Genomic DNA, 20985 nt, shown 5'->3' with positions numbered 1-20985 from the left:
GCCCGGAGCTGTGCCTTTATGTCTGTAAAGCCTGAGAAAGTGTCTGAACTGTTCGATTTTCGTCGCAGCGCTCGTACTGTGCTGGACATTGAAAAACAAGCGATTGATGGACTCTATCAGTACCTGAACGATGCCTTTGACAAGGCATGCGAGCTGGTGCTGCGCTGCAGTGGCAAGATAGTGGTCACCGGCATGGGTAAGTCAGGTCACATCGGGAGCAAGATTGCTGCCACCCTGGCCAGCACTGGCACCCCTGCCTTCTTCCTCCACCCGGGTGAAGCCAGCCACGGGGATCTGGGGATGATCTCCAGCGGTGACCTCATCATCGCCATCTCCAACTCCGGTGAGAGCGACGAGATCCTGGCCCTGCTGCCGGTGCTCAAACGTCGCGGCATCCAGTTGATCTGCATGACAGGCAATCCGGCCTCCACCATGGCCAAAGAGGCCAACGTGCATCTGTGCATCAAGGTGGATAAAGAGGCCTGCCCGCTGGGCCTGGCGCCGACCTCCAGCACTACGGCTACTCTGGTGATGGGCGATGCACTGGCGGTTGCCCTGCTGGAAGCCCGCGGCTTCACCGCCGATGACTTTGCGCTCTCCCACCCTGGTGGCTCCCTTGGCAAGCGGTTGCTGCTGCGGGTCGGTGACCTGATGCATAGCGGCGATCTGTTGCCCCAGGTGGGGATAGATGCCACCATCAGCCAAGCGCTGCTGGAAGTGAGTCGCAAAGGTCTGGGCATGACGGCGGTCGTCAACGAAGAGGGTCTGCTGGCCGGACTGTTCACCGATGGTGACTTGCGCCGGATCCTGGATCTGCAGGTGGATATCCATCACACCTCGATCGCCAAGGTGATGACGACCAACTGTGTTACCGTTGGCCCCGAGATGATGGCGGCAGAAGCTGTCAAACTGATGGAAACCAGAAAGATCAACGGATTACTGGTGGTGGATGGTGACAAGCGCCCGCTGGGGGCCTTCAACATGCATGACCTGCTGAAAGCCGGAGTAATTTGATGCAAAACGTACCGACCCTTTATGGTCCGGTGACGCGCAGCCAATACGACAGGGCGGCGCAAATCCGCCTGCTGGTGTGCGATGTGGATGGGGTGCTCTCCAACGGCCTCATCTATATGGGCAATGACGGCGAAGAGCTGAAGACCTTCTGTACCCGCGATGGCGCCGGTATGCGGGCCCTGCTCAATGCCGGGATTGAAATAGCCATCATCACCGGGCGCAACTCCCGCATCGTCAGCGATCGGATGAAGAGCCTGGGAGTGCAGCATCTGGTACAGGGGGCGGATCAGAAGCTGCCCCACTTCGAGGCGCTGCTGACAAAGCTAGGTCTGGAAGCGTCACAAGCCGCCTATATGGGGGATGACACCATAGATCTGCCGGTGATGCAGGCCTGCGGGCTCGGCATTGCCGTGGCCGATGCTCATCCGCTGGTGCTGAGTCGTGCCGATATGGTGACCCGGCTTGGCGGTGGCATGGGCGCGGTGCGCGAGGTGTGTGACCTCATACTGCAGGCGCAAGGGCATGGCGATTATCAGCCAGAGGCCTCGGTATGAGCAGACAGACGCTGTTGTTCGCTCTGCTGTTTCTGGTGGCGCTGGCCGCCTGGCAGATTGGTGACATCGACCTGACGCCGGAGCCGACCACCAAGGCAGAAAACTACCAGCCGGACTTCACCGCCAGGAACCTGGTGACCACCCGTTTTGATGTCAACGGTCGACGCACAGAACGGCTGGAGTCCGAGTATGCGGAGTATTACCAGATCATCGAGCAGGCTACCTTCAACAAGCCGGTGGTCTACATGTTTGACAAGCAGGGTGAGGCCGAGTGGAAAGTCACGGCCGACACAGGTGTCCTCAATACAGATGACAACGTGATCCTGCGCGACAAGGTACATCTGGATGGCCTGCTGCCCACCTCCTTCATCTCCACACTGGATACCCCCTATCTGGAGCTGGATCTGGTGACTCAGAATGTGAGAAGCAATCAGCATGTCAGCATAGTGGGTAAGGAATTCCAGACCGAAGGCGTTGGCCTGAAGGGTCATCTGGAACGCAAATATTTTGAATTACTGGATCAGGGCCATGCCATCTATTTCAATGAAAAACGCTAATCTGGCCCTCGCGGCTTTGCTGCTGTGCGGCACAGTGAGTGCCAAAGAGTCCGACTTTGCCGAAAAGGTCTATGTGGATGCGGTCAGACAGGTGGCCGAGATGCAGGACAACCGCATCACCTTCAGTGACGATGTCATCATCACTCAGGGCACCATCAAGATTAAGGCTGACAAGGTGGTGGTGATCCGTTCCGGCGACAAAGGGGCCGAGGTCATGACGGCCTATGGCAAGCCTGCTACCTTCTTCCAGATCCTGGACAACGGCAAACCGGTCAACGCCCACGGCAACAGCATTCGCTACGAGCTGAAAAATCGCCTGGTGACCATTACCGGCAACGGTCAGCTCAAACAGGAAGACAGCCAGGTCAACGGTGACCTGATCCGCTACGACATCGTCAAACAGAAGATGATCGCCGAGAGCAAGGGGCCGACCCAGCGGGTCAAGACGGTGTTCCTGCCTGATCAGGTAGAGAACTTCGACAAGCCCGCCGACCAGAAGAAGCAGGGAAAATAAACCATGGCAGTGTTGAAAGCAGCCGGCCTGCAAAAAAGTTACAAGCGTCGCATGGTGGTCAGTGACGTGAGTCTGGAGGTGGGTACCGGCCAGATCGTCGGCCTGCTCGGCCCGAACGGTGCCGGCAAGACCACTTCCTTCTACATGATAGTGGGGCTGGTGCAGAGCGATGCCGGCCTCATCACCATTGATGATCAGGACATCAGCCAGCAGCCCATGCATATCCGTGCCCGTAACGGCATCGGCTATCTGCCGCAGGAGGCCTCCATCTTCCGTCGTCTGTCCGTGTTCGACAACCTGATGGGGGTCATGCAGACCCGCAAGGGGCTGAGCCGCGAAGAGCGTGAAGACAAGGTCGAACAACTGCTGGAAGAGTTCAACATCACCCATATCCGTGACAACCTGGGTCAGAGTCTGTCAGGGGGGGAGCGACGCCGGGTCGAGATCGCCCGCGCGCTGGCGGCCGAGCCGCGCTTTATTCTGCTGGATGAGCCGTTTGCCGGGGTCGACCCCATTTCTGTGATAGACATCAAGAAGATCATCCAGCATCTGAAAGATAGAGGCCTTGGTGTCTTGATCACCGACCACAACGTCAGGGAGACTCTGGACGTATGTGAGAAGGCTTATATCGTCAGCCACGGCAAGATGATCGCCGAAGGTGCACCGGCCGAGATCCTTGCCGATGAACAGGTCAAGCGCGTCTATTTGGGCGATCAATTCAGTCTATAGTAAGGGGGCATCTCTTCATTTCCTTTGACGACTGCCTCGCTGAACATAAGGATATCCCGACGTAGATGAAGCCGACATTACAGTTGCGTCTCGGTCAGTCCCTGACCATGACGCCGCAATTACAACAAGCGATTCGTCTGCTCCAGCTCTCCACCCTGGAACTCCAGCAGGAAATTCAGCAAGCGCTCGACAACAATCCTTTGCTTGAGCAAGAGGAGAATGAGGTTCAGGAGACCAGCCCGGAAGAGCCCGTCGACGACAGTCAGCTCGACTCCAGCGATGCCATGGCCCAGGATCAGATGCCGGACGAACTGCCGGTAGATACCACTTGGGAAGATGTCTATTCAGCCGGCACAGCCCAGAGCGCAGGCCCCATCCACGATGGGGAGGACAGCGTCTATCAGGGGGAAACTACCGAGAACCTGCAAGACTATCTGCTGTGGCAGATGCGCCTCACCCCGTTCAGCGATCTGGATGCCGCCATTGCGCTGGCCATCATAGATGCCATCGATGACTCCGGTTATCTGACCGTCTCTCTCGAAGATATACAGGCGGCGGTGAGCAGCGAGGATGTCGAGGTGGAACTCGACGAGGTCGAGGCCGTGCTCAAGCGGGTGCAGCATTTCGATCCGGTCGGCATCGCCGCGCGCTCGGTGCAGGAGTGTCTGCTGATCCAGCTTGGCCAGTACGCTCCTGAACTGCCCTGGCTCAATGAGGCCAGGGAGGTGATCAAGGAGCACATGGACTTGCTCGGCAACCGCGATTACCGCACCCTGGCGCGCAAGACCAAGCTCAAGGAGAGTGACCTCAAGGAGGTGCTGGACCTTATCCAGCAGCTGGAGCCCAGGCCGGGTAACGGCATCATACAGAGTGACTCCCAGTACGTGATCCCGGATGTCACCGTCGTCAAGAAGGGCAACAAATGGGTCGTCGAGCTCAATCCTGATTCTGCACCGCGCATCCGGGTCAACGAGACCTATGCCGCCATGGCCCGTCAGGCGCGTACCAGCCAGGATACCCAGTTCATTCGCTCCCACTTGCAAGAAGCCAAGTGGTTCATCAAGAGTCTGGAGAGCCGCAACGACACCCTGCTCAAGGTGGCGACCTGTATTGTCGAGCAACAACAGGGCTTTTTCGAGTATGGTGAAGAAGCCATGAAGCCCATGGTGCTCAACGATATCGCCGAGGCGGTGGAGATGCATGAGTCGACCATTTCCAGGGTAACGACCCAGAAATACATGCATACCCCCCGCGGCATCTTCGAACTGAAGTTTTTTTTCTCCAGTCATGTGAACACAGAAGGAGGAGGAGAGTGCTCATCGACCGCAATTCGCGCGCTGATCAAGAAGCTGGTGACGGCGGAGAATCCCGCCAAGCCGCTAAGTGATAGCAAGATCGCGGATTTGCTGGCCGAACAGGGTATTATGGTGGCGAGACGCACGATCGCAAAGTACCGTGAATCCTTGTTGATCCCGCCATCCAATCAGCGCAAACGCCTGGTTTAGGCAAAACAAAAGGAAGACGTTATGCAAATTAACCTGACCGGACACCATGTCGAGATCACCGAAGCTCTGCGTGATTATGTGAACAACAAATTTGCCAAACTCGAGCGTCACTTTGACCACATCAACAATGTTCATGTGGTGTTGAGCGTAGAAAAACTGAACCAGATCGCCGAAGCCAAGCTGCATGTCAGCGGTGGTGAGGTGTTCGCCAATTCACAGCATGCTGATATGTATGCTGCGATTGATACCCTGCTGGACAAGCTGGATCGGCAGATCATCAAGCACAAAGATAAGTTAAATCAAAAATAACTATGCAACTTGAACACATACTGAGTCGGGACTGCACCAAAAGTGCGGTCCCTTGTACCAGCAAAAAACGTGCCCTCGAGATCATCAGTGAATTAGCCGCTGAGCGCTTGGGGACCTCTCGCCAGACACTGTTCGAGTGTTTGCTGGCACGAGAAAAAATGGGCAGTACCGGGATCGGTGCCGGTATCGCCATTCCCCACGGCCGGATCGGTGACGAGTTTCCGCCGACCGCCATCCTGATGACCTTCGCAGAGCCTATCCCCTTCGACTCCATCGACAATCAACCGGTTGACCTGCTCTTTGCCCTACTGGTGCCGGAAAGCGAGTGCAAACAGCACCTCAAGACCCTTTCCCTGATGGCATCCAAACTGGGCGACAAGGCGGTTTGCCGCCAGTTGCGCCAGGCAACCAGCGATGAAGATCTCTATCAGATCATGACGTCGGCCTGATATTCGGGCCCTCGTGATGACCCCAAGCGGTGAGGCAACAAGATGCAATTAATAGTGGTAAGTGGGCGCTCCGGCTCGGGCAAGACAGTGGCCCTGCGCGTGCTGGAGGATCTGGGTTATTACTGTGTGGATAACCTGCCGGTCAACCTGCTGCCCCAGTTGATCGTGTCGGTCGAGAGCCAGTATGACAAGCTGGCGGTCAGTATCGACGTGCGCAACCTGCCGGTGAGCGCAGACAAGCTGGAGACCCTGCTGGCCCAGGTTCGCAATGAGGGCAGGGTGGAATTTTCCAGCTTCTTCTTCGATGCGGAGAACTCCACCCTGCTCAAGCGCTACGGCGAGAGCCGCCGGCTGCACCCCTTGTCTCGCAAGCAGCTCTCACTGGATGAGGCGATCCGTGAAGAGACCAATCTGCTGGCGCCGCTCTCCTCGACCGCCGATTTGCGTATCGACACTACCAGCCTCAGCATTCATGACCTGAGTGAGCTCATCAAGACCCGGGTGCTTGGCAAGAAAGAGAACGAACTGGTGCTGGTGTTCGAGTCGTTCGGCTTCAAGTACGGCATCCCCAAGGACGCTGACTTCGTGTTCGATGCTCGCTTCCTGCCGAATCCACACTGGATCCCCGAGCTCAAACCCTTTACCGGCAAGGATGAGCCCGTGGCCCGCTACCTTTCCAGCCAGCCAGACGTGATGCAGTTCATCCTGCAGATTGAAAACATGCTGGCGACCTGGTTGCCACATCTGGAGCGCAACAATCGTAGCTATGTCACTGTGGGAATTGGTTGCACTGGGGGCCAGCACAGGTCCGTGTTCATCGCAGAGCAGCTGGCTGGCGCGTTCCGCTTGCTCGGCAAGAACGTCCAGATCCGCCACCGCACCCTCGACAAAAGTACGCCGCAACATTGATGGACCAATAGGAAGATCAGATGACCGTCTCAGCCTCGGTGGAAGTGAAGAACAAACTGGGTATGCATGCCAGACCGGCCATGATGCTGTTCGAGCTGGTACAGGGCTTCGATGCCCACGTGCTGCTGCGCAATGAGGACGGCATCGAGGCCGATGCAGACAGCGTGATCGGCCTGCTGATGCTGGATTCAGCCCAGGGCAAGCAGGTGGAAGTGCAGGTGGAGGGCCCCGAAGAAGTGGAGGCGCTGGCCGCCGTGGTGGCGCTGTTCACCTCCGGCTTCAACGAGGAGTGACTCACTCCCCGCCCTGGTTCAGGAACCGGTGCGCGCCAGCCCCTTGAAGCTGGCAAAATCCCGACAAGCCAGCAGATTCTTGCTGGCTTTTTCGTTCATCAGCGCCAGAAACAGATCGTAGAGCCCCATCGCCTCTTCGTAGTCCGCCTTGCTGATGGCCAGCACGAAGATGAGGGTGGCTGTTTCGCCATTGCCCCAGTCGATCCCCTGTGGTGCCAGCACTGTATAGACCAGGGTGCGGCGGGCCAGTAGGCCTAGGGAGTGGGGCAGGGCTATGCCTTCTCCCAGCAGGGTGGAGACGATGCGCTCCCGTTCGTGGAGTGAACTTCTGAACCCCGCTTCCACCAGGTCTTCCTGTTCCAGCTGATCGCAGATGCGGGCGAACAGCTGACTCTGGTTGAGTGGCTCATTGACCACCATGAAGTGGTCGGCATCGAAGTATTTGTCGAGCAGGTAGGGGCGGGTGCGGTCGATCAGCACCAGTTTGCCGAGCTGCTCCAGCTGATACTGGGTCGGGAAAGGTGCCACCTGCACCACGGGCACGTTCTTCTCGCTCACCTTGACAGTGCTGATGACAAAATCCTGCTCGATCCGCGTCAATCCCTCGTAATCTCGCACCGACTCCAGGCTGGCCAGTTGCAGCTGGGGATATTCCCGCTTGATGCGCGCCTCCAGTACCCGGAAGGTGGCGTTGCCGGCATCGCACAGCAGCAGTGCCTGGGGACGGCGGGTGTAGCCGATGTCGTAGTGGCGCTCCAGCCCTACCCCGATATGGATTACCAGGTAGCCGATCTCGTGGTGGGTCAGCCGGTAAGGTGTCTGTTTTATCCACTCCGAAATGGCGGCCAGCGTGATGTCGTAGGCGAGGGGGTAGTACTGCTTGATGTGATCCGCCAGCGGATTGTGGCTGCCGATCTGGTATTTGACCCGCAGCAGCATGGCGCTGATATGGGTCTGCAGATCCGCTCGCAACTGCAGGTCGCCGCGCAGATCATAGGGATAGTGCTGCTGGATATAGGCAAGCAGATGCTCGACCAACTGCTCGCTCTCGGCGGCCATGGCCGGGCTGAGCCTGGGCGTGTCGGCGGTGAGGCGGGCCTGGATCTGGATGGCGAGGCAGGCGATCTCCTCCTCTCCCGGTGGCATCAGGGTCGGCAGCTCTGCATAAATGTCACTGGCTACGGCGGCCAGCGTCTCTGTGATGTCTTCGCTGGCAAACTGGCGCAGCTCGTGCCCCGCAGCCTGCCGCAGCAGGGCGACGGCACAGTAGATGGTGAGCTGCTGCAAGCTCTCGTCGGCGAGGCGCAGCTGATGGCGGCTGAGCTGGGCATGGATGTGATTGCCCACTACCTCCAGCGTCTTGCCGGGGCAAAGGTTGGGCAGCAGGCTCTGCAACTGGTTGTTGTGAAGCAGCTCTTGATAGAGCAACTGGGTGAGGCAGGCCCGGATCGCCGTCTCCCCACCCTGGATGCGCATGCCCAGCCGTGGCTTGCTGTCGATGAGCAAGCCAAAGTGGGCGAGCCGCTCCCGCACCTCCGCCATATCCCCCTGCAGCGCCGCCCGGCTCAGATACCAGGTATCCGCCAGTTCGTCGAGCTTGATCCCCTGTTCCGCCGTCAGCAGTAAGATCTGCAGGTGCAGCACCCGCTCGCGGCTGGTGCGCGGCAGGCTGCTCTCCTGCTCCTGGGCCGCCAGCAACTCATCAAACAGCCCCTGATTGTAAATCTTGAGCTGGTAGCCGCTGCCGCGCTGGTGGATCAGGTGGGCGCCGTGGGTGGCAATCAGCTCGTTGAGGGTCGCCACGTCGGTGCGCACAGTACGGGTGGAGACATTGAGGCGGCGAGCCAGCTCCTCCTGTGGCAGCGGTTCGGCATGGAGCTGGGTCAGCAGTTGATGGAGTCTGGGGTGGGGCAGCTTGGTCATGAGGGGGGACGGGACTCCTGTCGCGAAATAAAGGGTCGATGTTAACAAGCGGGTCATTAACAAGCCAGGCACCGGCCAGTGATCGGACCGGTGCCATCTTTCATCACGCCAGCAGTCGTTGCACCGTGGCGAGCAGGGTGCGTACATCCTGGGTGCGGGTCTGGCCGCTCTCGCTGTCGATGATGGAGCTGTAGACGTGGGGGATAACCTTTTCGACCCCTGCGTCCAGCGCGATCCGCACTATCTCTTCGAAATTGTCGAGATCGATGCCACCTGTGGGCTCCAGCCAGAAGCCGTGGTGGGCACAGGCCTCGGCCACCGCCTGATACTCGTCACGACACTCCAGCCCTCCCATGGGGAAGAACTTGACCGAGCTGCCGCCCATGTCCTTGAGCATGGCGATGGCAGTGTCGATGGGCACAATCCCGTCCGGTTGCTGGGCACTGAGGGGCCCGGTGGAGATCTTCACCATGCCGGGGGTGCCTGTGGGGGAAATGAGGCCATTGACCAGCGTCTCTGGCTGGCCCAACAGCGCCCGGCTGGCACCCACCCCGGTGAAGACCTGATTGACGTGCTGGGGCTGCAGCTGGCAGGCCAGCTCAGCTACCATGGCGGACTGGCGTGGATCGCCCGCCCCCAGCCCGATGGATAGGGCGTTGTTGATGAGTTTCGCGTACTCCTTCATATCGGCGACGGCGGAGGGCACATCCGAATAGTTTTTGGAGAGCACGCCGACCAGCACATGGCCTTCGGCCGCCTCATAAATGTCGACAGCATTCTGTTTGGACCCCGCCAGTACGTTGAGGCAGACACGGTTGCGGTAGTAATTGGGAGTTAGGGACATCAGCGATTCTCCTGAACGAGGTTGGCAATGGCGGAGTGGATTTGGTCGAGCTGGGGCACGGTGACGCTGCGAACATCGATCTCGATATGCCCCTCGTTGGCCTTGTAGCCACGACAGTAGATGGCAGGCGTGCCCTGTTGCAGTCGAGCCACCAGTTGGACTGTGGTCATGCCGATCTGCTGGTGGTCAAAAGCGATATCGGTACGGGCTATGTCGCGCCCCGCACTGTCCCATACCACTTTGGCGCTGACGCCCGGAAGCTGGTTGAGGCGCTCGATGAAGGGGGCCATCTTGGCGACCATGGCTGCACCGCTCTCCTTCTCTTTTTCCAGGTAGCGCTCGATGGCGCGGGTCAGGCCGAGAATCCCCTCCTTGCCCACCTTCATGGCCCGGCCTATGCCGTTGGCCTGCTGCTTGACCCACTCCACATACTGACGTTTGCCGAGCACCAACCCGCTGGTGGGCCCTTCGATGGCCTTGGCGCCACTGTAGATCACCAGATCCGCCCCCTGGTTGTAATAGAGACGCAGGTCCTCTTCCGCTGCCGCATCGACGATCAGTGGCAGCTGGCGAGCCTTGGCCACTTCTGCCGCCTCTGCCACCGACAGAATGCTCTTCTGCACGCAGTGATGGGACTTGATGTAGAGGATGGCTGCGGTATTGGGATTGATGGCGGCGGCCAACTGGGCAGGGGAGCACTCGTTGGCATAACCGGCCTCCACCACCTTGCCGCCACCCAGGTTGACCATGGTGCCGACCGGCGCGCCGAAGTTGACGTTGTGCCCCTTGGGCAGCACGATTTCACTCGGCACCCCGTGGGCATGGGCGTGCAGCTGCTCCAGCCGGTAGGGGTCGCCACGCACTATCACGGCGGCCACCGACTGGGCTATGCCGGCGCTGGCGCAGGAGACCACCACAGCATCTTCCACATCCAGCAAGCCTGCCAGGTAGGCGCCTGTCTTGTTGACCAGATCCTTCACCTCGAAGTAGTGGCCCAGGCCGAAGTTGACCGCATCGACCACCTCCTGCTCGGGGGTGGAGACGCCGAGAATGGTCATGCGCCCGGAGGCGTTGATCACGGGTTTGAGCTGATATTTCTCATAAACAGAAGGCATGGTGTGATTTCCCATAGTGAGTCAGAACCAGGTCACCACCCACCAGGGCGGCGAGGGGAAGCAGTTGCAGGTCGCCGCTGCGCGACTGTGCCTCGGTATCCATAAACAGGGTCGGGCCGCTGGCCAGTTCGAACAGGGTCAGATCGGCATCGGCGCCCACCTCGAGCCGCCCCTTTCCGGCCAGGCGCAGGGCATCGGCGGCATGGTCGGTGACGCAGGCGAGCACCTGCTCCAGCGTCATGCCGATGGCGAGAAACTTGGACATGACGTGGGCCAGGCTGTAAACGGGCCCCTTGATGCGGTTCTTGCAGTAGATGTCTGAGCTGATGGTGCGGGGCAGGATCCCCTGCCGGATAGCCAGCTCCGCCACCTCGAAGCTGAAGCTGGCGCCGCCGTGGCCGATGTCGAGCAAGAGCCCCCGTTTCATCGCCTCGCGCACCGCGACCCGCAGCTCGCCAGCCGGGGTCAGGATGCGGTTGGGTTTGCCGTTGAAGCAGTGGGTCAGCAGATCGCCATCCCCCAGCAGGGAAACTATCTCGTCCAGATCCGGTGGCGTGTTGCCTACATGCACCATCAGCGGCAGCCGGCCGTGGGCCTGTTGCAGCGCCTTGGCCATGCGCAGTGGTTGCAGGCCATTTTCGCCCACCACGCTGCCGCTCATGCGTGCCTTGATGCCGACGATGAAGTGCGGGTGGCGGGCAATGGCGGCGGACGCGAATGTGGCATCCAGATCCCGGCTGTCCGCCAGCTCGTTCTGGCGCAGCAGGCCGATGCGGGAGATGTTGAGCAGGGCGTGCACCCGGGTCTTGCAGCCCGAGGCCAGCCGCTGGAAGTCGTCCACGTCGTCGGCGCCTGTGCTGCCCGCGTCAATGACTGTGGTGACGCCGGACTCCACCCCTACCTTGTCCGGCTCATCATGATAGATGGGGGAGGCGGGATAGCAGTGGGTGTGGCCGTCGATCCAGCCAGCGCTCACATGAATACGACCGGCGAGGTTCAGGGTCCGCTTCGTTTCTGCTTGGGCTGGCTGCTGGCCGATTGCCGCTATCTTGCCGTCCCGGATGGCGATATCGATGAGCTCGCCATTTCCCAGGCGTCCCGCTCTGATGATCATGTCATGCATTGTGATGACCTCGAAGAGGCCGCCCCGCAGGGCGGCGAGTGCTTATGCTAGGGCGACCGGGAAGAAGGTGCCGAGCAACATGGCACCCAGGATGGCGCCCCCTGTGATGGGCTTGCTCCATACATAGAACAGCAGTGCCCCCAGCAGGGAACCCAGTCCTATGGGGATGGAGGCACCCATGGCGGAGAGGATGATCAGGGGGCCCAGGAAGCGGCCCGAGCTGTTGCCTGCCCCCATCATCACGTCCGCACCGTAGGTGGAGTTGCTCTGGTTGATGGTGAACTTGCGCGCCAGGATGATGATGTAGCCAATCGCCAGACCAATCACCATGCCGGTCACCAGGGAGGCGCCGAAGTTCTCCACTGGATAGAGAATGCCGGCCCCCAGCAGCAGGGCGGGCACGCCCAGGCCGACGCCGGTTTGGATGGCGCCGCCTATGTCCAGGATCCCCACCAGGGAGCCCTCTATGATGCGGGCAAACAGGAAGCTGGCGCCAAAGGCCGCCACAGCACCGTAGGCACCCGTGTCCATGCCGGCTTTCAGCATGGCGACGAAGGCCACCTCGTTGAAGGCGCCGACACCGTACAGGTAGTACATGTGGGTTCCGGCAAAGACCCCGGCCGACAGCAGGCCGACGAAGATGGGGAAGGACCAGTCTGCGTACCAGAAGTTGTTTCTCAGTTTCTCATCCATGGTGTGGCCCCTTATTTATTGGCAAGCAGGTTATGGACGTTTTCCAGCCACAGGGGGATGCCCATGTGGAAGGATTCAATCAGCTTGAGGTCAAAGCCGCGGAAGAAGCCGCTCAGCACGAACAGCAGGACGATAGCACTCATCATCACCTTGGTGACATGGTTCCAGCCGCTCTCTTCGACCCCCTTGCCGATCAGAATGCCGAGCACCAGACCCGGTACTGCGTTGCCCATGATGAGCTGCGCCAGACCGCCGAAGATGGTGGCCCAGAAACCGGACTTTTTGCCCGCTTCGATGGCGGCCAGCCAGAAGATCACCGGCATGACAGTATTGACCAGCAGGTTGGCGGCAGGCACCAGCACCTTGACTGCTGTCACCTGCAGGGCGGCCGGTACAGCGGCAGCCGTGCTGTTGAGGAAGGCAACCACGATGGCGCCAATGATGCCGCAGGCGATGGCCATCTTTTTCGGGTCGTGCAAAGTGCTGGCGAGATCCCGGTTGCGGATCATCAGGGCCGCCGCCCCCCAGTTCGGCAGGATGCGGTGATCCACGTCCTGGGTGAAGGCACCAGCCGCCACGGTCGAGGCCCAGGCGTTGAAGAAGAAGCCCAGACCGAAGGAGAAGTGGGAGGCGGGATCCCCTTCGCATGAATTGAGCTCACCCAGAGTACGAAAAGCACCCATGCCCTGCACGGTCGGGGCGTGAAACATCCGCGCCGCGCCGGCCCCCACCCCGACGCCCACCAGGCCGCCGATGATGAGTGACTTGATAAATATGATTAGAAACATCCAATGTATCCCTCTTGTGGGGTTGTCACTGCGGGGGGTGTCACACCAGGGTGAACGTCACCTTGTCGGCATCCAGGCTGGTGACCTTGACCGTGATCTCCAGCTGGACGCGGAATTCGCGGCGCTGGCGCGGCAGGAAGAAGAACAGGAACTTCTCCACCCGGACCGACTCCTCGGCCTTGAGCACCTGCACCTCGACCGGTTCGATCCGCAGCATGACGTGCGGGTTGTCCTTGAGCAGAGTGTGCTGCACCTGGCTGAGGGCGGCGGCGAACGCCTGCTGGCGGGTCGCCCCCTTGCCGTTGACGATGACCTGGGTGGTGACGTCCTCTTTCATCAGGCGCGTCCGTGCTTCTTGACGAAGGCTTCTACCAGCTTCTGGCCAAGCTCTTCCTTGTCCATGAAACCAAAACCCAGCACCACGCAGCCGTCATTGATGGCGGTGACCCCCTCCTCGACGGAGCGCATGCCGTAGCGGCACTTGTAGCCGTACTTGGTCTGGGCCGTGATGGCACCGGCGCCACCGCTGCCGCAGAAGGAGATGCCGAGATCCGCCTGCTCCTTGTTCATCACATCACCGAGCTTCATATCGGCGGCCATGCCGGGTATCACGGTCACGCTGGCGCCGGCGGCTTCTGCCCCTGCCCCCACTTTCTGACCCTTGCCGAGACGATCTCCAATCACGAGTTTGATGGCTGACATCTGGATATCTCCTTTTGTTATTGATTCAGCGCTGAGCTGAGTTCATTTTCTTTGGCGACTTCGAAATGGACGGACAAGAGGTGAGCCTCTTCATAGGCCAGCTTGTCCAGCCAGGCGACGACCTGTTCGGCCAGGCGCAGGGAAAGGGGGGAGATCTCGTCAAACAGGCTGAGATCGACCTCCGGCAGGGATTCCCCGCTATGGGAACGCCACACCATGGCTTTGACATGGGAGGCCAGCATCTGCTTTTGCACCTCGTTGGGACGTATGCCCTGATCGCCTAGCAGGGTGTGGATGCGAGCCAGGATCAGGTCGGTCTGGTGCAGCAACGCCGGGCTGTCCGGGGTCAGGTTCTGGTCATGAGTCTCTGTGTGCAATGTCTGCTCTCCAAGGCTGGCAGAAGGTATGGAGTTACCCTAAGCCCGCAGGGGCGTACAGAGGAGGCAGCGTTTTTCCGATTCGAAGCGGAAATTCCCGTGCGAAGCGGCTTAAAAGGCCCATTTTTGTGTACCAGCAGGGGAAAGGGAGCTTATCGGGGCTGGATTAGTGTGATCGATGGCGCACTTCTCTGGCAGATGGCCCCAGAGTCGCACAGGCTGAAACTGTGAGTCGTCTCACGTATGAGGGGAGCGAGGATCCGCAGAAATGACAAAGGGCGGTTACCCGCCCTTGTGATATGAAGAGACAAGAGGGTCAGCTGGCGTTAGCGCCACTGACATTCGTATTGGCCTTGCCCTGCTGGTAGCGCAGGTCTTCCTCTATGGTGACCTCCACTTCCAGCGGCTTGCCATCACGAAACACTGATATGGTGAGTTTGGTGCCGGGACGACTCTCGACAATCTTGTCCATGGCGGAGCGCACGCCGCTGAGCGCTTCCCCATTGATCTTGAGCAGCACATCCCCCCGTTTCAGACCTCCCTTGCTGGCCGGACCGTCAGGATCCAGACTCTCGATCACCAGTCCGCGCAAATCACCGAGGTTCATCATGCGCGCCACTATGGGGTTGAGTTCAACGCTGGAGATGCCGAGGTAGCCGCGAATGACACGGCCGTTGGTGATCAGCTCATCCATGATCCGTTTGGCCAACCGGTAAGGGATGGCGAAGCTGATGCCGTAGCTCTCCTGATTGCCGTTGAGGTGATAGGCGGCCGTGTTGATGCCCACCAGATCGCCGCGGCCATTGACCAGGGCGCCCCCCGAGTTGCCTTCGTTGATGGCCGCATCGGTTTGAAGCAGGTCCTGCCGCCCATTTCCGTCCGGTCCCATGCTGGAGAGACCAAGGCGACCGGTCGCACTGATGATGCCCTGGGTGATGGTCTGGCCGACGTTGTAAGGGTTGCCGATGGCGAGCACAACGTCTCCCACATCCGGCTGCCTGTCGGGATCCTGGGGGATCACCGGCAGGTTGTCCGATTCTATGTAGAGCACCGCCAGATCGGTTAACTGATCGGTTCCGACCAGCTCGGCACTGAACACCCGCCCATCCTGCAGTGCGACTATGATTTGGTCCGCATCGGCGATGACGTGATAGTTGGTCAGCACATGACCGCGCTGGTTCATGATGACACCCGAGCCCAGCCCCTGGGGTCTGAGTTCAGCCTGATTGCCCTGATTGCGGGAGAAACTGCGGGTGTAGATGTTGACGACGGCAGGGCCGGCTCTATGAGCAGCGTAAGAGAAGCTCAGTTCACGGGCATTGGTGATGATGCCGGGGAGTTGGGCACCGCCACGGAAATCGGGAAACAGCAGCAACAGGAGAGCCGCCACGGTGAGACCGAAGCCGACAGACTTGCCCAAGTAACTGATCAAAGGTGGGATTTTCATGTCATTCTCATCCGTACATGCAGCGGGCAGAGAATAACACTATCGGTGGATAAAAATCACCCGCGGCGAGGGCCGCGGGTGTGAGGTTATTAACGGATCACCAGATAGAGCGAAGACTCTCCGCGCTGTATGTTCAGCGCCAGCACATCCGGCTTGTTTTTCAATGCCTTGGTCAGCTCGGCCAGCGAGTTTACTCGCAGGCGGTTGACGCCAATGATGATGTCGCCTTTCTGCAGACCGGAGGCCGCAGCAGGGGAGCGAGCCGCTATATCGGAGACAGCCACGCCTGTCACCGGCTCCGAGGTGGTGCTGAGCTTGGCCCCTTCCAGTGCAGGGTGCAGGACGCTGGCCAGGATCTCGCTGTCATCGGCCTTCTTCAGCATGACCTTGACGGTTTCTTCTTTGCCGTCGCGGATGAGGCCCAGCGCGACCTGCTTGTCGGCACCCATGGTCGCTATCTTGGCTCGCAGTTCGCCAAACGAGCGGATTGCCTTGCCATCTATGCTGACGATGATGTCGCCTGGCTTGATACCGGCCTTGGCGGCGGCGGAGTCAGGCATGACCTGGTTGACGAAGGCACCATCCTTCTTGTTGTAACCGAAGGTTTTGGCGATATCCGAGGTCAGTTCAGAGCCCGTGATCCCCAGCTGGCCACGGCGAACCTCACCGTACTTGACGATCTGTTCCGACAGGTCACGCACCATGTTTGACGGAATAGCAAAGCCGATACCTATGTTGCCACCGTTGGGGCCCAAAATGGCGGTATTGATGCCGATCAGCTCACCACGCAGGTTGAGCAGGGCGCCGCCCGAGTTGCCGGAGTTGATGGCCGCATCGGTCTGGATGAAGTTTTCCAGATTTTCGATGTTGAGGCCACTGCGTCCCAGGGCGCTGACGATGCCGGAGGTGACTGTCTGGCCCAGGCCAAACGGGTTGCCGATGGCCAGTGCGTAGTCGCCGACCCTCAGTTCGTCTGAATCGGCAAATTTGATCTGCACCAGATCCTCGGCCTTGATTTGCAGCAGGGCGATATCGGACTGTTTGTCTTCACCTATCTTCTTGGCCGCATATTCACGACCATCTTTCAGGTTGACCTTGATCTCGTCCGCCTCGTGTACGACGTGGGCGTTGGTGATCACGTAGCCCTTCTTGGCATCTATGATGACGCCGGAGCCCAGCGCCTGGAAGGGCTGCTCGCTCACCTGCTCATCAGGCATGTTGGGGCCGAAGAAGAAGCGGAATTGTTCAGGTAGACGCTGGCGAGTGATTTTCTTGCCAGAGACGGAGATATTGACCACGGCAGGCGTGACCTGTTCGAGAACCGGCGCCAGGCTCGGCATCTCCTGATTGTTCGCCAGCAAAGAGGGCAGTGCAGCCTGCACAGGGACCGCAGACATGGCGATACCGACACTGAGGGCTAGCACACTGAGCACAGAAAGAGGTTTACGCATATGAAAAACAGCTCCCAGAAAAAGTTGCAATGCAATCGTCAAGGTCTGACCACAACACAGCGCAATTAGTTCCGCGGGGAACTAACTGGACTGCTTGAGCAGACCGGAGGCGCTGGCATAGTCACGGGGCGGAATGCCCGGTTCTTCGTTGGCCGGAGTATCGGCACTTTCTTCAAGCAGTGCTTCACGGAACAGCGGTTCCTGTGCCTTGGCCAGGAATTTGCTCTGCTCAGCCATGTGGCGATAGAGGGTCTGATACTGCTCGGCAAGCTGCTCCATCAGGGCGGCGCTGTCGGCAAAGTGGGTATTGATCTGGCCCTGGTAGCTTTCCAGCTCCGTGTGCGCTTTTTTCAGCTCTTGTTCCAGACGTCCGGCATCCCGGCTGCGCACCGTGAAGCGACCGATGATGATACCGATAATCAAGGCGGCGACAGCCAGCAGGATCCCGTTTAACAGACTCATAGATGCTCCTTGTTACAGCTAAATCAATGTGTGTTGAGGCGGCCTGGATGGCCGCTACGCCTTGATGGCACTATACCGTGCACCCCGAGAGCGTGATACCATTTTGTCCTTCATTCAGGGACTTGGAGGTGGTTGACAGGATGACCCCGCAGCAAAAATATCAGCAGGATTTGCAGCGCCCCGGCTTTGTGGCCGACCCGGCCCAGGCGATGGCCGTGGCCCGTCTGCAGCGACTCTATCAGGATTTGTGCCAAAGCCCGACTCCGACCAGATCCCGCGGCCTGTTGGGCTGGTTGCAAAAGCCCAAGGCCAAGGAATCCGTCCTCGGACTATATATGTGGGGCGGAGTGGGCAGAGGCAAGACCTGGCTGATGGATACTTTTTTCGAGAGCCTGCCGGGGACGCGAAAACTGCGTATCCACTTCCACCGTTTCATGCACAGGGTGCATGACGAACTCAAGGGGCTGACCGGCCAGGCCGATCCGCTCAAGCTCATCGCCAGCAAGCTCGCCAGCGAGACAGATGTCATCTGTTTCGATGAGTTTTTTGTCTCCGACATCACGGATGCCATGCTGCTTGGCACCCTGTTCCAGGAGCTGTTTGGTCATGGTGTTGTGCTGGTAGCGACCTCCAACATCCCGCCACAGGACCTTTATCGCAATGGTCTGCAACGAGCCCGTTTTCTGCCAGCAATCGAGCTCATCGAGCGTCATTGCGAGGTACTTAACGTGGATGGTGGCATCGACTATCGCTTGCGTACCCTGGAGCAGGCAGAGATATATCACTTCCCGCTGGATCAGCAGGCAAAATCCAATCTGGACCGATATTTCCAACAGTTAACGGGTCTGGAGCAGGTCAACGCTGGCAGTGTCGAGATCAATCATCGTCAATTGACGTCGCTGGGAATGGGGGAAGGTGTGCTGTATATGGAGTTCGAGCAACTTTGCTGTACTCCTCGCTCACAGGGCGACTATATAGAGCTGGCCCGCCTGTTTCATACTGTGCTGCTTGCCAATGTGCAACCCATGGGGGCGGGCACGGATGACGCGGCTCGCCGCTTCATCGCCATGGTGGACGAGTTCTATGAACGGCACGTCAAACTCATCATGTCGGCGGCTGTCCCCATGACAGAACTCTACGGGAACGGGCTGTTGAATTTCGAATTCAAACGTTGTCTTTCACGGCTTCAGGAAATGCAATCGCACGAATACCTTGCCAGAGTGCACCTTCCTTAGTCACAATACCGCGCCTGCCAGTCGGATGGGCATCTGCGGCAGGTAGGGCCGGGCGACATTTGCTAGCTTCATGGCAGTGAAATTAGCAGGTGATATTTAAGGCAACTTCACTTATAATCGCCCGGCCCACGTTACAGCTGTCGATAAGACAGCGACACTTTAAGCTTTACTTGTATTCGAAGGGGTACAGGTAGGCCATCGTTTGTTGTTTGTGGGAGAGCCCCCATAAGCAATTGGGTCTGTAACAGGTAATTGGGTTTAACTTAATGAAAACTTTCGTTGCCAAGCCAGAAACCGTAAAACGTGACTGGTACATTGTGGACGCAGAGGGTAAAACTCTGGGTCGTATCGCAACCGAGATCGCTTCTCGTCTGCGTGGTAAGCACAAAGCTGAATATACTCCGCACGTTGACACCGGTGATTACATCATCGTTGTAAACGCTGAGAAGGTACATGTAACCGGTAAGAAATTTACCGATAAAATCTACCATTCTCACTCCGGTTTCCCGGGTGGTATCAAGTCAATCAGCTTCGACAAGCTGATCAAGCGTAAGCCGGAAATGGTAATCGAAGCTGCTGTCAAAGGTATGCTGCCGAAGGGTCCTCTGGGCCGTGCCATGTTCCGTAAACTGAAAGTTTACGCAGGCGCCGAGCATGCTCATGCTGCTCAGCAACCTCAAGTACTGGATATCTAATCGGGAACTGGCAACATGGCAGAAAATCAATACTACGGTACCGGCCGTCGCAAAAGCTCCACTGCTCGCGTGTTTATCAAAGCGGGTAGCGGTAAAATCGTAATCAACCAGCGCTCCCTGGAGCAGTACTTTGGCCGTCCGACTGCCCGCATGGTAGTTCGTCAGCCGCTGGAACTGGTTGAGATGACCGAGAAACTGGATCTGTACATCACCGTTAATGGTGGTGGCATCTCCGGTCAAGCTGGTGCGATCCGTCACGGTATCACTCGTGCTCTGATGCAGTACGATGAAACCCTGCGCGCCGAACTGCGTAAAGCAGGCTTTGTTACTCGCGATGCCCGTAAGGTTGAGCGTAAGAAAGTCGGTCTGCACAAAGCTCGTAAGCGTCCGCAGTACTCCAAGCGTTAATTCGCTTTTTGTACTCACTCTCACGAGTGTCAAAAAAGCCTGGCCATGTGCCAGGCTTTTTTTATTGGTAATATTACCTACGCCAATGCTAACACCACGTCACAAAAGACAAAAAAATGTATATTTATTGTTTTTGCCCTTCGCTGGTCTTTCTTGTCAAGTTGTTATCTTTTCTTTAAAATTCCCTCGGTTTTTCTGTGACAATTGTAACTCCGCTTCCGCCGCTGTTGTCACGGAAGAAAGGGGAACAGGGACACAATAAGAATGTGCGGAGTCCACATGGGAGAGTTTTTGGATGAGCAATGCGCCAGTTGATACCGGTCGCCGCAGATTTCTTACCTGGTCAACGGTTGCCGTTGGTGGGGTAGGAGCTGCTTTTACCGCAGTGCCGTTTATAAAGTCATGGAACCCGAGTGCCAAGGCCAAAGCGGCGGGCGCTCCGGTAGAAGTGGATATCAGTAAGTTGGAACCAGGCCAGCTCATCCGTGTTGAGTGGCGAGGCAAACCGGTCTGGGTGGTGAAACGCACCAAGCAGACGCTGGATGCACTGGCGGCTCACGATGGCCAGCTGCGGGATCCCGCATCTGACGAACCACAGCAGCCGGATTATGCCCATAACGGCTACAGATCCATCAAACCCGAAATCTTTGTTGCGGTCGGTATTTGTACCCATCTGGGATGCTCTCCTTCCTACCTGCCGGATAACTTCGGTGAGCAGGTTCAAGGCGTGACCTCCGGATTCTTCTGCCCGTGCCATGGCTCCAAGTTCGACATGGCTGGTCGAGTGTTCCAGGGGGTGCCTGCACCCTTGAACCTGGTCATTCCGCCGTACCAATATCTTAGCGACACCACCATCCTGGTCGGTGCCGATGATGGCAAGGAGGCCTGA

The 20985-nt window shown here is 58.5% G+C and carries 26 protein-coding genes; 14 read left to right on the top strand and 12 right to left on the bottom strand.

Going from position 1 to position 20985, the window contains the following annotated elements; translation table 11 throughout:
* Window positions 1-18: 18 nt before the first annotated feature.
* The 10 genes from AACX78_RS19475 to npr all read left to right on the top strand — a co-directional run bounded on the left by AACX78_RS19475 (window position 19) and on the right by npr (window position 6833).
* On the top strand, window positions 19-1014 hold the full coding sequence (locus tag AACX78_RS19475) for a KpsF/GutQ family sugar-phosphate isomerase (protein WP_034524103.1): 996 nt from the start codon (window positions 19-21) through the stop codon (window positions 1012-1014).
* Window positions 1014-1568 carry a 3-deoxy-manno-octulosonate-8-phosphatase KdsC gene (gene kdsC / locus AACX78_RS19470; protein ID WP_159167148.1) on the top strand — a complete coding sequence of 185 codons (555 nt, stop codon included), beginning with the start codon at window positions 1014-1016 and terminating at the stop codon, window positions 1566-1568. Before AACX78_RS19475 ends, kdsC begins: the two co-directional genes overlap by 1 nt.
* Entirely contained in the window at window positions 1565-2125 is a 561-nt protein-coding gene (gene lptC / locus AACX78_RS19465) for an LPS export ABC transporter periplasmic protein LptC (protein ID WP_021140208.1), read from the top strand. The genes kdsC and lptC overlap by 4 nt, the downstream gene beginning before the upstream one ends.
* The gene (lptA, locus tag AACX78_RS19460; protein ID WP_005314414.1) at window positions 2112-2639 is read left to right on the top strand and encodes a lipopolysaccharide transport periplasmic protein LptA; all 528 of its coding nucleotides are present in this window, start codon (window positions 2112-2114) and stop codon (window positions 2637-2639) included. The genes lptC and lptA overlap by 14 nt, the downstream gene beginning before the upstream one ends.
* 3 nt (window positions 2640-2642) lie before the next feature.
* Window positions 2643-3368 (top strand): LPS export ABC transporter ATP-binding protein, encoded by a 726-nt coding sequence (lptB, locus tag AACX78_RS19455; protein WP_005314412.1) that lies wholly within the window; start codon window positions 2643-2645, stop codon window positions 3366-3368.
* Window positions 3369-3433: 65 nt separating this feature from the next.
* Entirely contained in the window at window positions 3434-4873 is a 1440-nt protein-coding gene (locus AACX78_RS19450; protein ID WP_099994508.1) for an RNA polymerase factor sigma-54, read from the top strand.
* Between the two features lie 21 nt (window positions 4874-4894).
* Window positions 4895-5182: a ribosome hibernation promoting factor gene (hpf, locus tag AACX78_RS19445; protein ID WP_005305957.1), complete on the top strand. Its 288-nt coding sequence runs from the start codon at window positions 4895-4897 to the stop codon at window positions 5180-5182.
* A 2-nt stretch (window positions 5183-5184) separates the two neighbouring features.
* Complete coding sequence (ptsN, locus tag AACX78_RS19440) at window positions 5185-5631, top strand: PTS IIA-like nitrogen regulatory protein PtsN (RefSeq protein ID WP_005314406.1); 447 nt, start codon at window positions 5185-5187, stop codon at window positions 5629-5631.
* Between the two features lie 42 nt (window positions 5632-5673).
* A complete protein-coding gene (gene rapZ, locus AACX78_RS19435) occupies window positions 5674-6540 on the top strand; it encodes an RNase adapter RapZ (protein WP_005314405.1) in 867 nt (288 codons plus the stop codon).
* A 20-nt stretch (window positions 6541-6560) separates the two neighbouring features.
* The gene (gene npr / locus AACX78_RS19430) at window positions 6561-6833 is read left to right on the top strand and encodes a PTS phosphocarrier protein NPr (RefSeq protein ID WP_005314403.1); all 273 of its coding nucleotides are present in this window, start codon (window positions 6561-6563) and stop codon (window positions 6831-6833) included.
* Between the two features lie 18 nt (window positions 6834-6851).
* On the opposite strand, the gene AACX78_RS19425 is transcribed toward npr, so the two are convergent.
* The 12 genes from AACX78_RS19425 to AACX78_RS19370 all read right to left on the bottom strand — a co-directional run bounded on the left by AACX78_RS19425 (window position 6852) and on the right by AACX78_RS19370 (window position 17758).
* Window positions 6852-8756, bottom strand: a complete 1905-nt coding sequence (locus AACX78_RS19425) for a BglG family transcription antiterminator (RefSeq protein ID WP_159167147.1) — start codon at window positions 8754-8756, stop codon at window positions 6852-6854.
* Between the two features lie 103 nt (window positions 8757-8859).
* Window positions 8860-9600: a 2-dehydro-3-deoxy-phosphogluconate aldolase gene (gene dagF, locus AACX78_RS19420; RefSeq protein WP_159167146.1), complete on the bottom strand. Its 741-nt coding sequence runs from the start codon at window positions 9598-9600 to the stop codon at window positions 8860-8862.
* Complete coding sequence (locus AACX78_RS19415; protein ID WP_159167145.1) at window positions 9600-10715, bottom strand: DgaE family pyridoxal phosphate-dependent ammonia lyase; 1116 nt, start codon at window positions 10713-10715, stop codon at window positions 9600-9602. Before AACX78_RS19415 ends, dagF begins: the two co-directional genes overlap by 1 nt.
* Complete coding sequence (locus AACX78_RS19410) at window positions 10699-11838, bottom strand: amidohydrolase/deacetylase family metallohydrolase (RefSeq protein ID WP_159167144.1); 1140 nt, start codon at window positions 11836-11838, stop codon at window positions 10699-10701. Before AACX78_RS19410 ends, AACX78_RS19415 begins: the two co-directional genes overlap by 17 nt.
* Before the next feature lie 42 nt (window positions 11839-11880).
* Window positions 11881-12531, bottom strand: coding sequence for a DUF4310 family protein (locus tag AACX78_RS19405; RefSeq protein WP_021140216.1), 651 nt, complete (start codon window positions 12529-12531; stop codon window positions 11881-11883).
* 11 nt (window positions 12532-12542) lie between these two features.
* Window positions 12543-13319 carry a DUF4311 domain-containing protein gene (locus AACX78_RS19400; RefSeq protein WP_005314394.1) on the bottom strand — a complete coding sequence of 259 codons (777 nt, stop codon included), beginning with the start codon at window positions 13317-13319 and terminating at the stop codon, window positions 12543-12545.
* Between the two features lie 40 nt (window positions 13320-13359).
* Window positions 13360-13656: a DUF4312 family protein gene (locus tag AACX78_RS19395; protein WP_159167143.1), complete on the bottom strand. Its 297-nt coding sequence runs from the start codon at window positions 13654-13656 to the stop codon at window positions 13360-13362.
* Complete coding sequence (locus tag AACX78_RS19390; RefSeq protein WP_021140219.1) at window positions 13656-14021, bottom strand: SFCGS family glycine-rich protein; 366 nt, start codon at window positions 14019-14021, stop codon at window positions 13656-13658. The genes AACX78_RS19395 and AACX78_RS19390 overlap by 1 nt, the downstream gene beginning before the upstream one ends.
* Before the next feature lie 17 nt (window positions 14022-14038).
* Window positions 14039-14398 carry a transcriptional regulator gene (locus AACX78_RS19385; protein ID WP_159167142.1) on the bottom strand — a complete coding sequence of 120 codons (360 nt, stop codon included), beginning with the start codon at window positions 14396-14398 and terminating at the stop codon, window positions 14039-14041.
* 316 nt (window positions 14399-14714) lie between these two features.
* Window positions 14715-15845: an outer membrane-stress sensor serine endopeptidase DegS gene (gene degS, locus AACX78_RS19380; protein WP_058394607.1), complete on the bottom strand. Its 1131-nt coding sequence runs from the start codon at window positions 15843-15845 to the stop codon at window positions 14715-14717.
* An 89-nt stretch (window positions 15846-15934) separates the two neighbouring features.
* Entirely contained in the window at window positions 15935-17296 is a 1362-nt protein-coding gene (locus AACX78_RS19375) for a Do family serine endopeptidase (protein ID WP_159167141.1), read from the bottom strand.
* An 81-nt stretch (window positions 17297-17377) separates the two neighbouring features.
* The gene (locus tag AACX78_RS19370; RefSeq protein ID WP_159167140.1) at window positions 17378-17758 is read right to left on the bottom strand and encodes a YhcB family protein; all 381 of its coding nucleotides are present in this window, start codon (window positions 17756-17758) and stop codon (window positions 17378-17380) included.
* 140 nt (window positions 17759-17898) lie between these two features.
* Here AACX78_RS19370 and zapE point away from each other — a divergent pair, with 140 nt between their 5' ends.
* The 4 genes from zapE (at window position 17899) to petA (ending at window position 20985) form a co-directional block, all read left to right on the top strand.
* On the top strand, window positions 17899-18993 hold the full coding sequence (gene zapE, locus AACX78_RS19365) for a cell division protein ZapE (RefSeq protein WP_159167139.1): 1095 nt from the start codon (window positions 17899-17901) through the stop codon (window positions 18991-18993).
* 266 nt (window positions 18994-19259) lie between these two features.
* Window positions 19260-19688, top strand: coding sequence for a 50S ribosomal protein L13 (gene rplM, locus AACX78_RS19360; RefSeq protein ID WP_005314367.1), 429 nt, complete (start codon window positions 19260-19262; stop codon window positions 19686-19688).
* A gap of 15 nt (window positions 19689-19703) precedes the next feature.
* A complete protein-coding gene (gene rpsI, locus AACX78_RS19355) occupies window positions 19704-20096 on the top strand; it encodes a 30S ribosomal protein S9 (RefSeq protein WP_005314365.1) in 393 nt (130 codons plus the stop codon).
* 295 nt (window positions 20097-20391) lie between these two features.
* A complete protein-coding gene (petA, locus tag AACX78_RS19350) occupies window positions 20392-20985 on the top strand; it encodes a ubiquinol-cytochrome c reductase iron-sulfur subunit (protein WP_005314362.1) in 594 nt (197 codons plus the stop codon).

The sequence above is a fragment of the Aeromonas sp. 9A genome, from assembly GCF_963900955.1.
Classification (GTDB): domain Bacteria; phylum Pseudomonadota; class Gammaproteobacteria; order Enterobacterales; family Aeromonadaceae; genus Aeromonas; species Aeromonas salmonicida.
The sequence above is the reverse complement of the archived record's forward strand: the minus strand, read 5'-3'. Positions and strand labels throughout refer to the sequence as shown.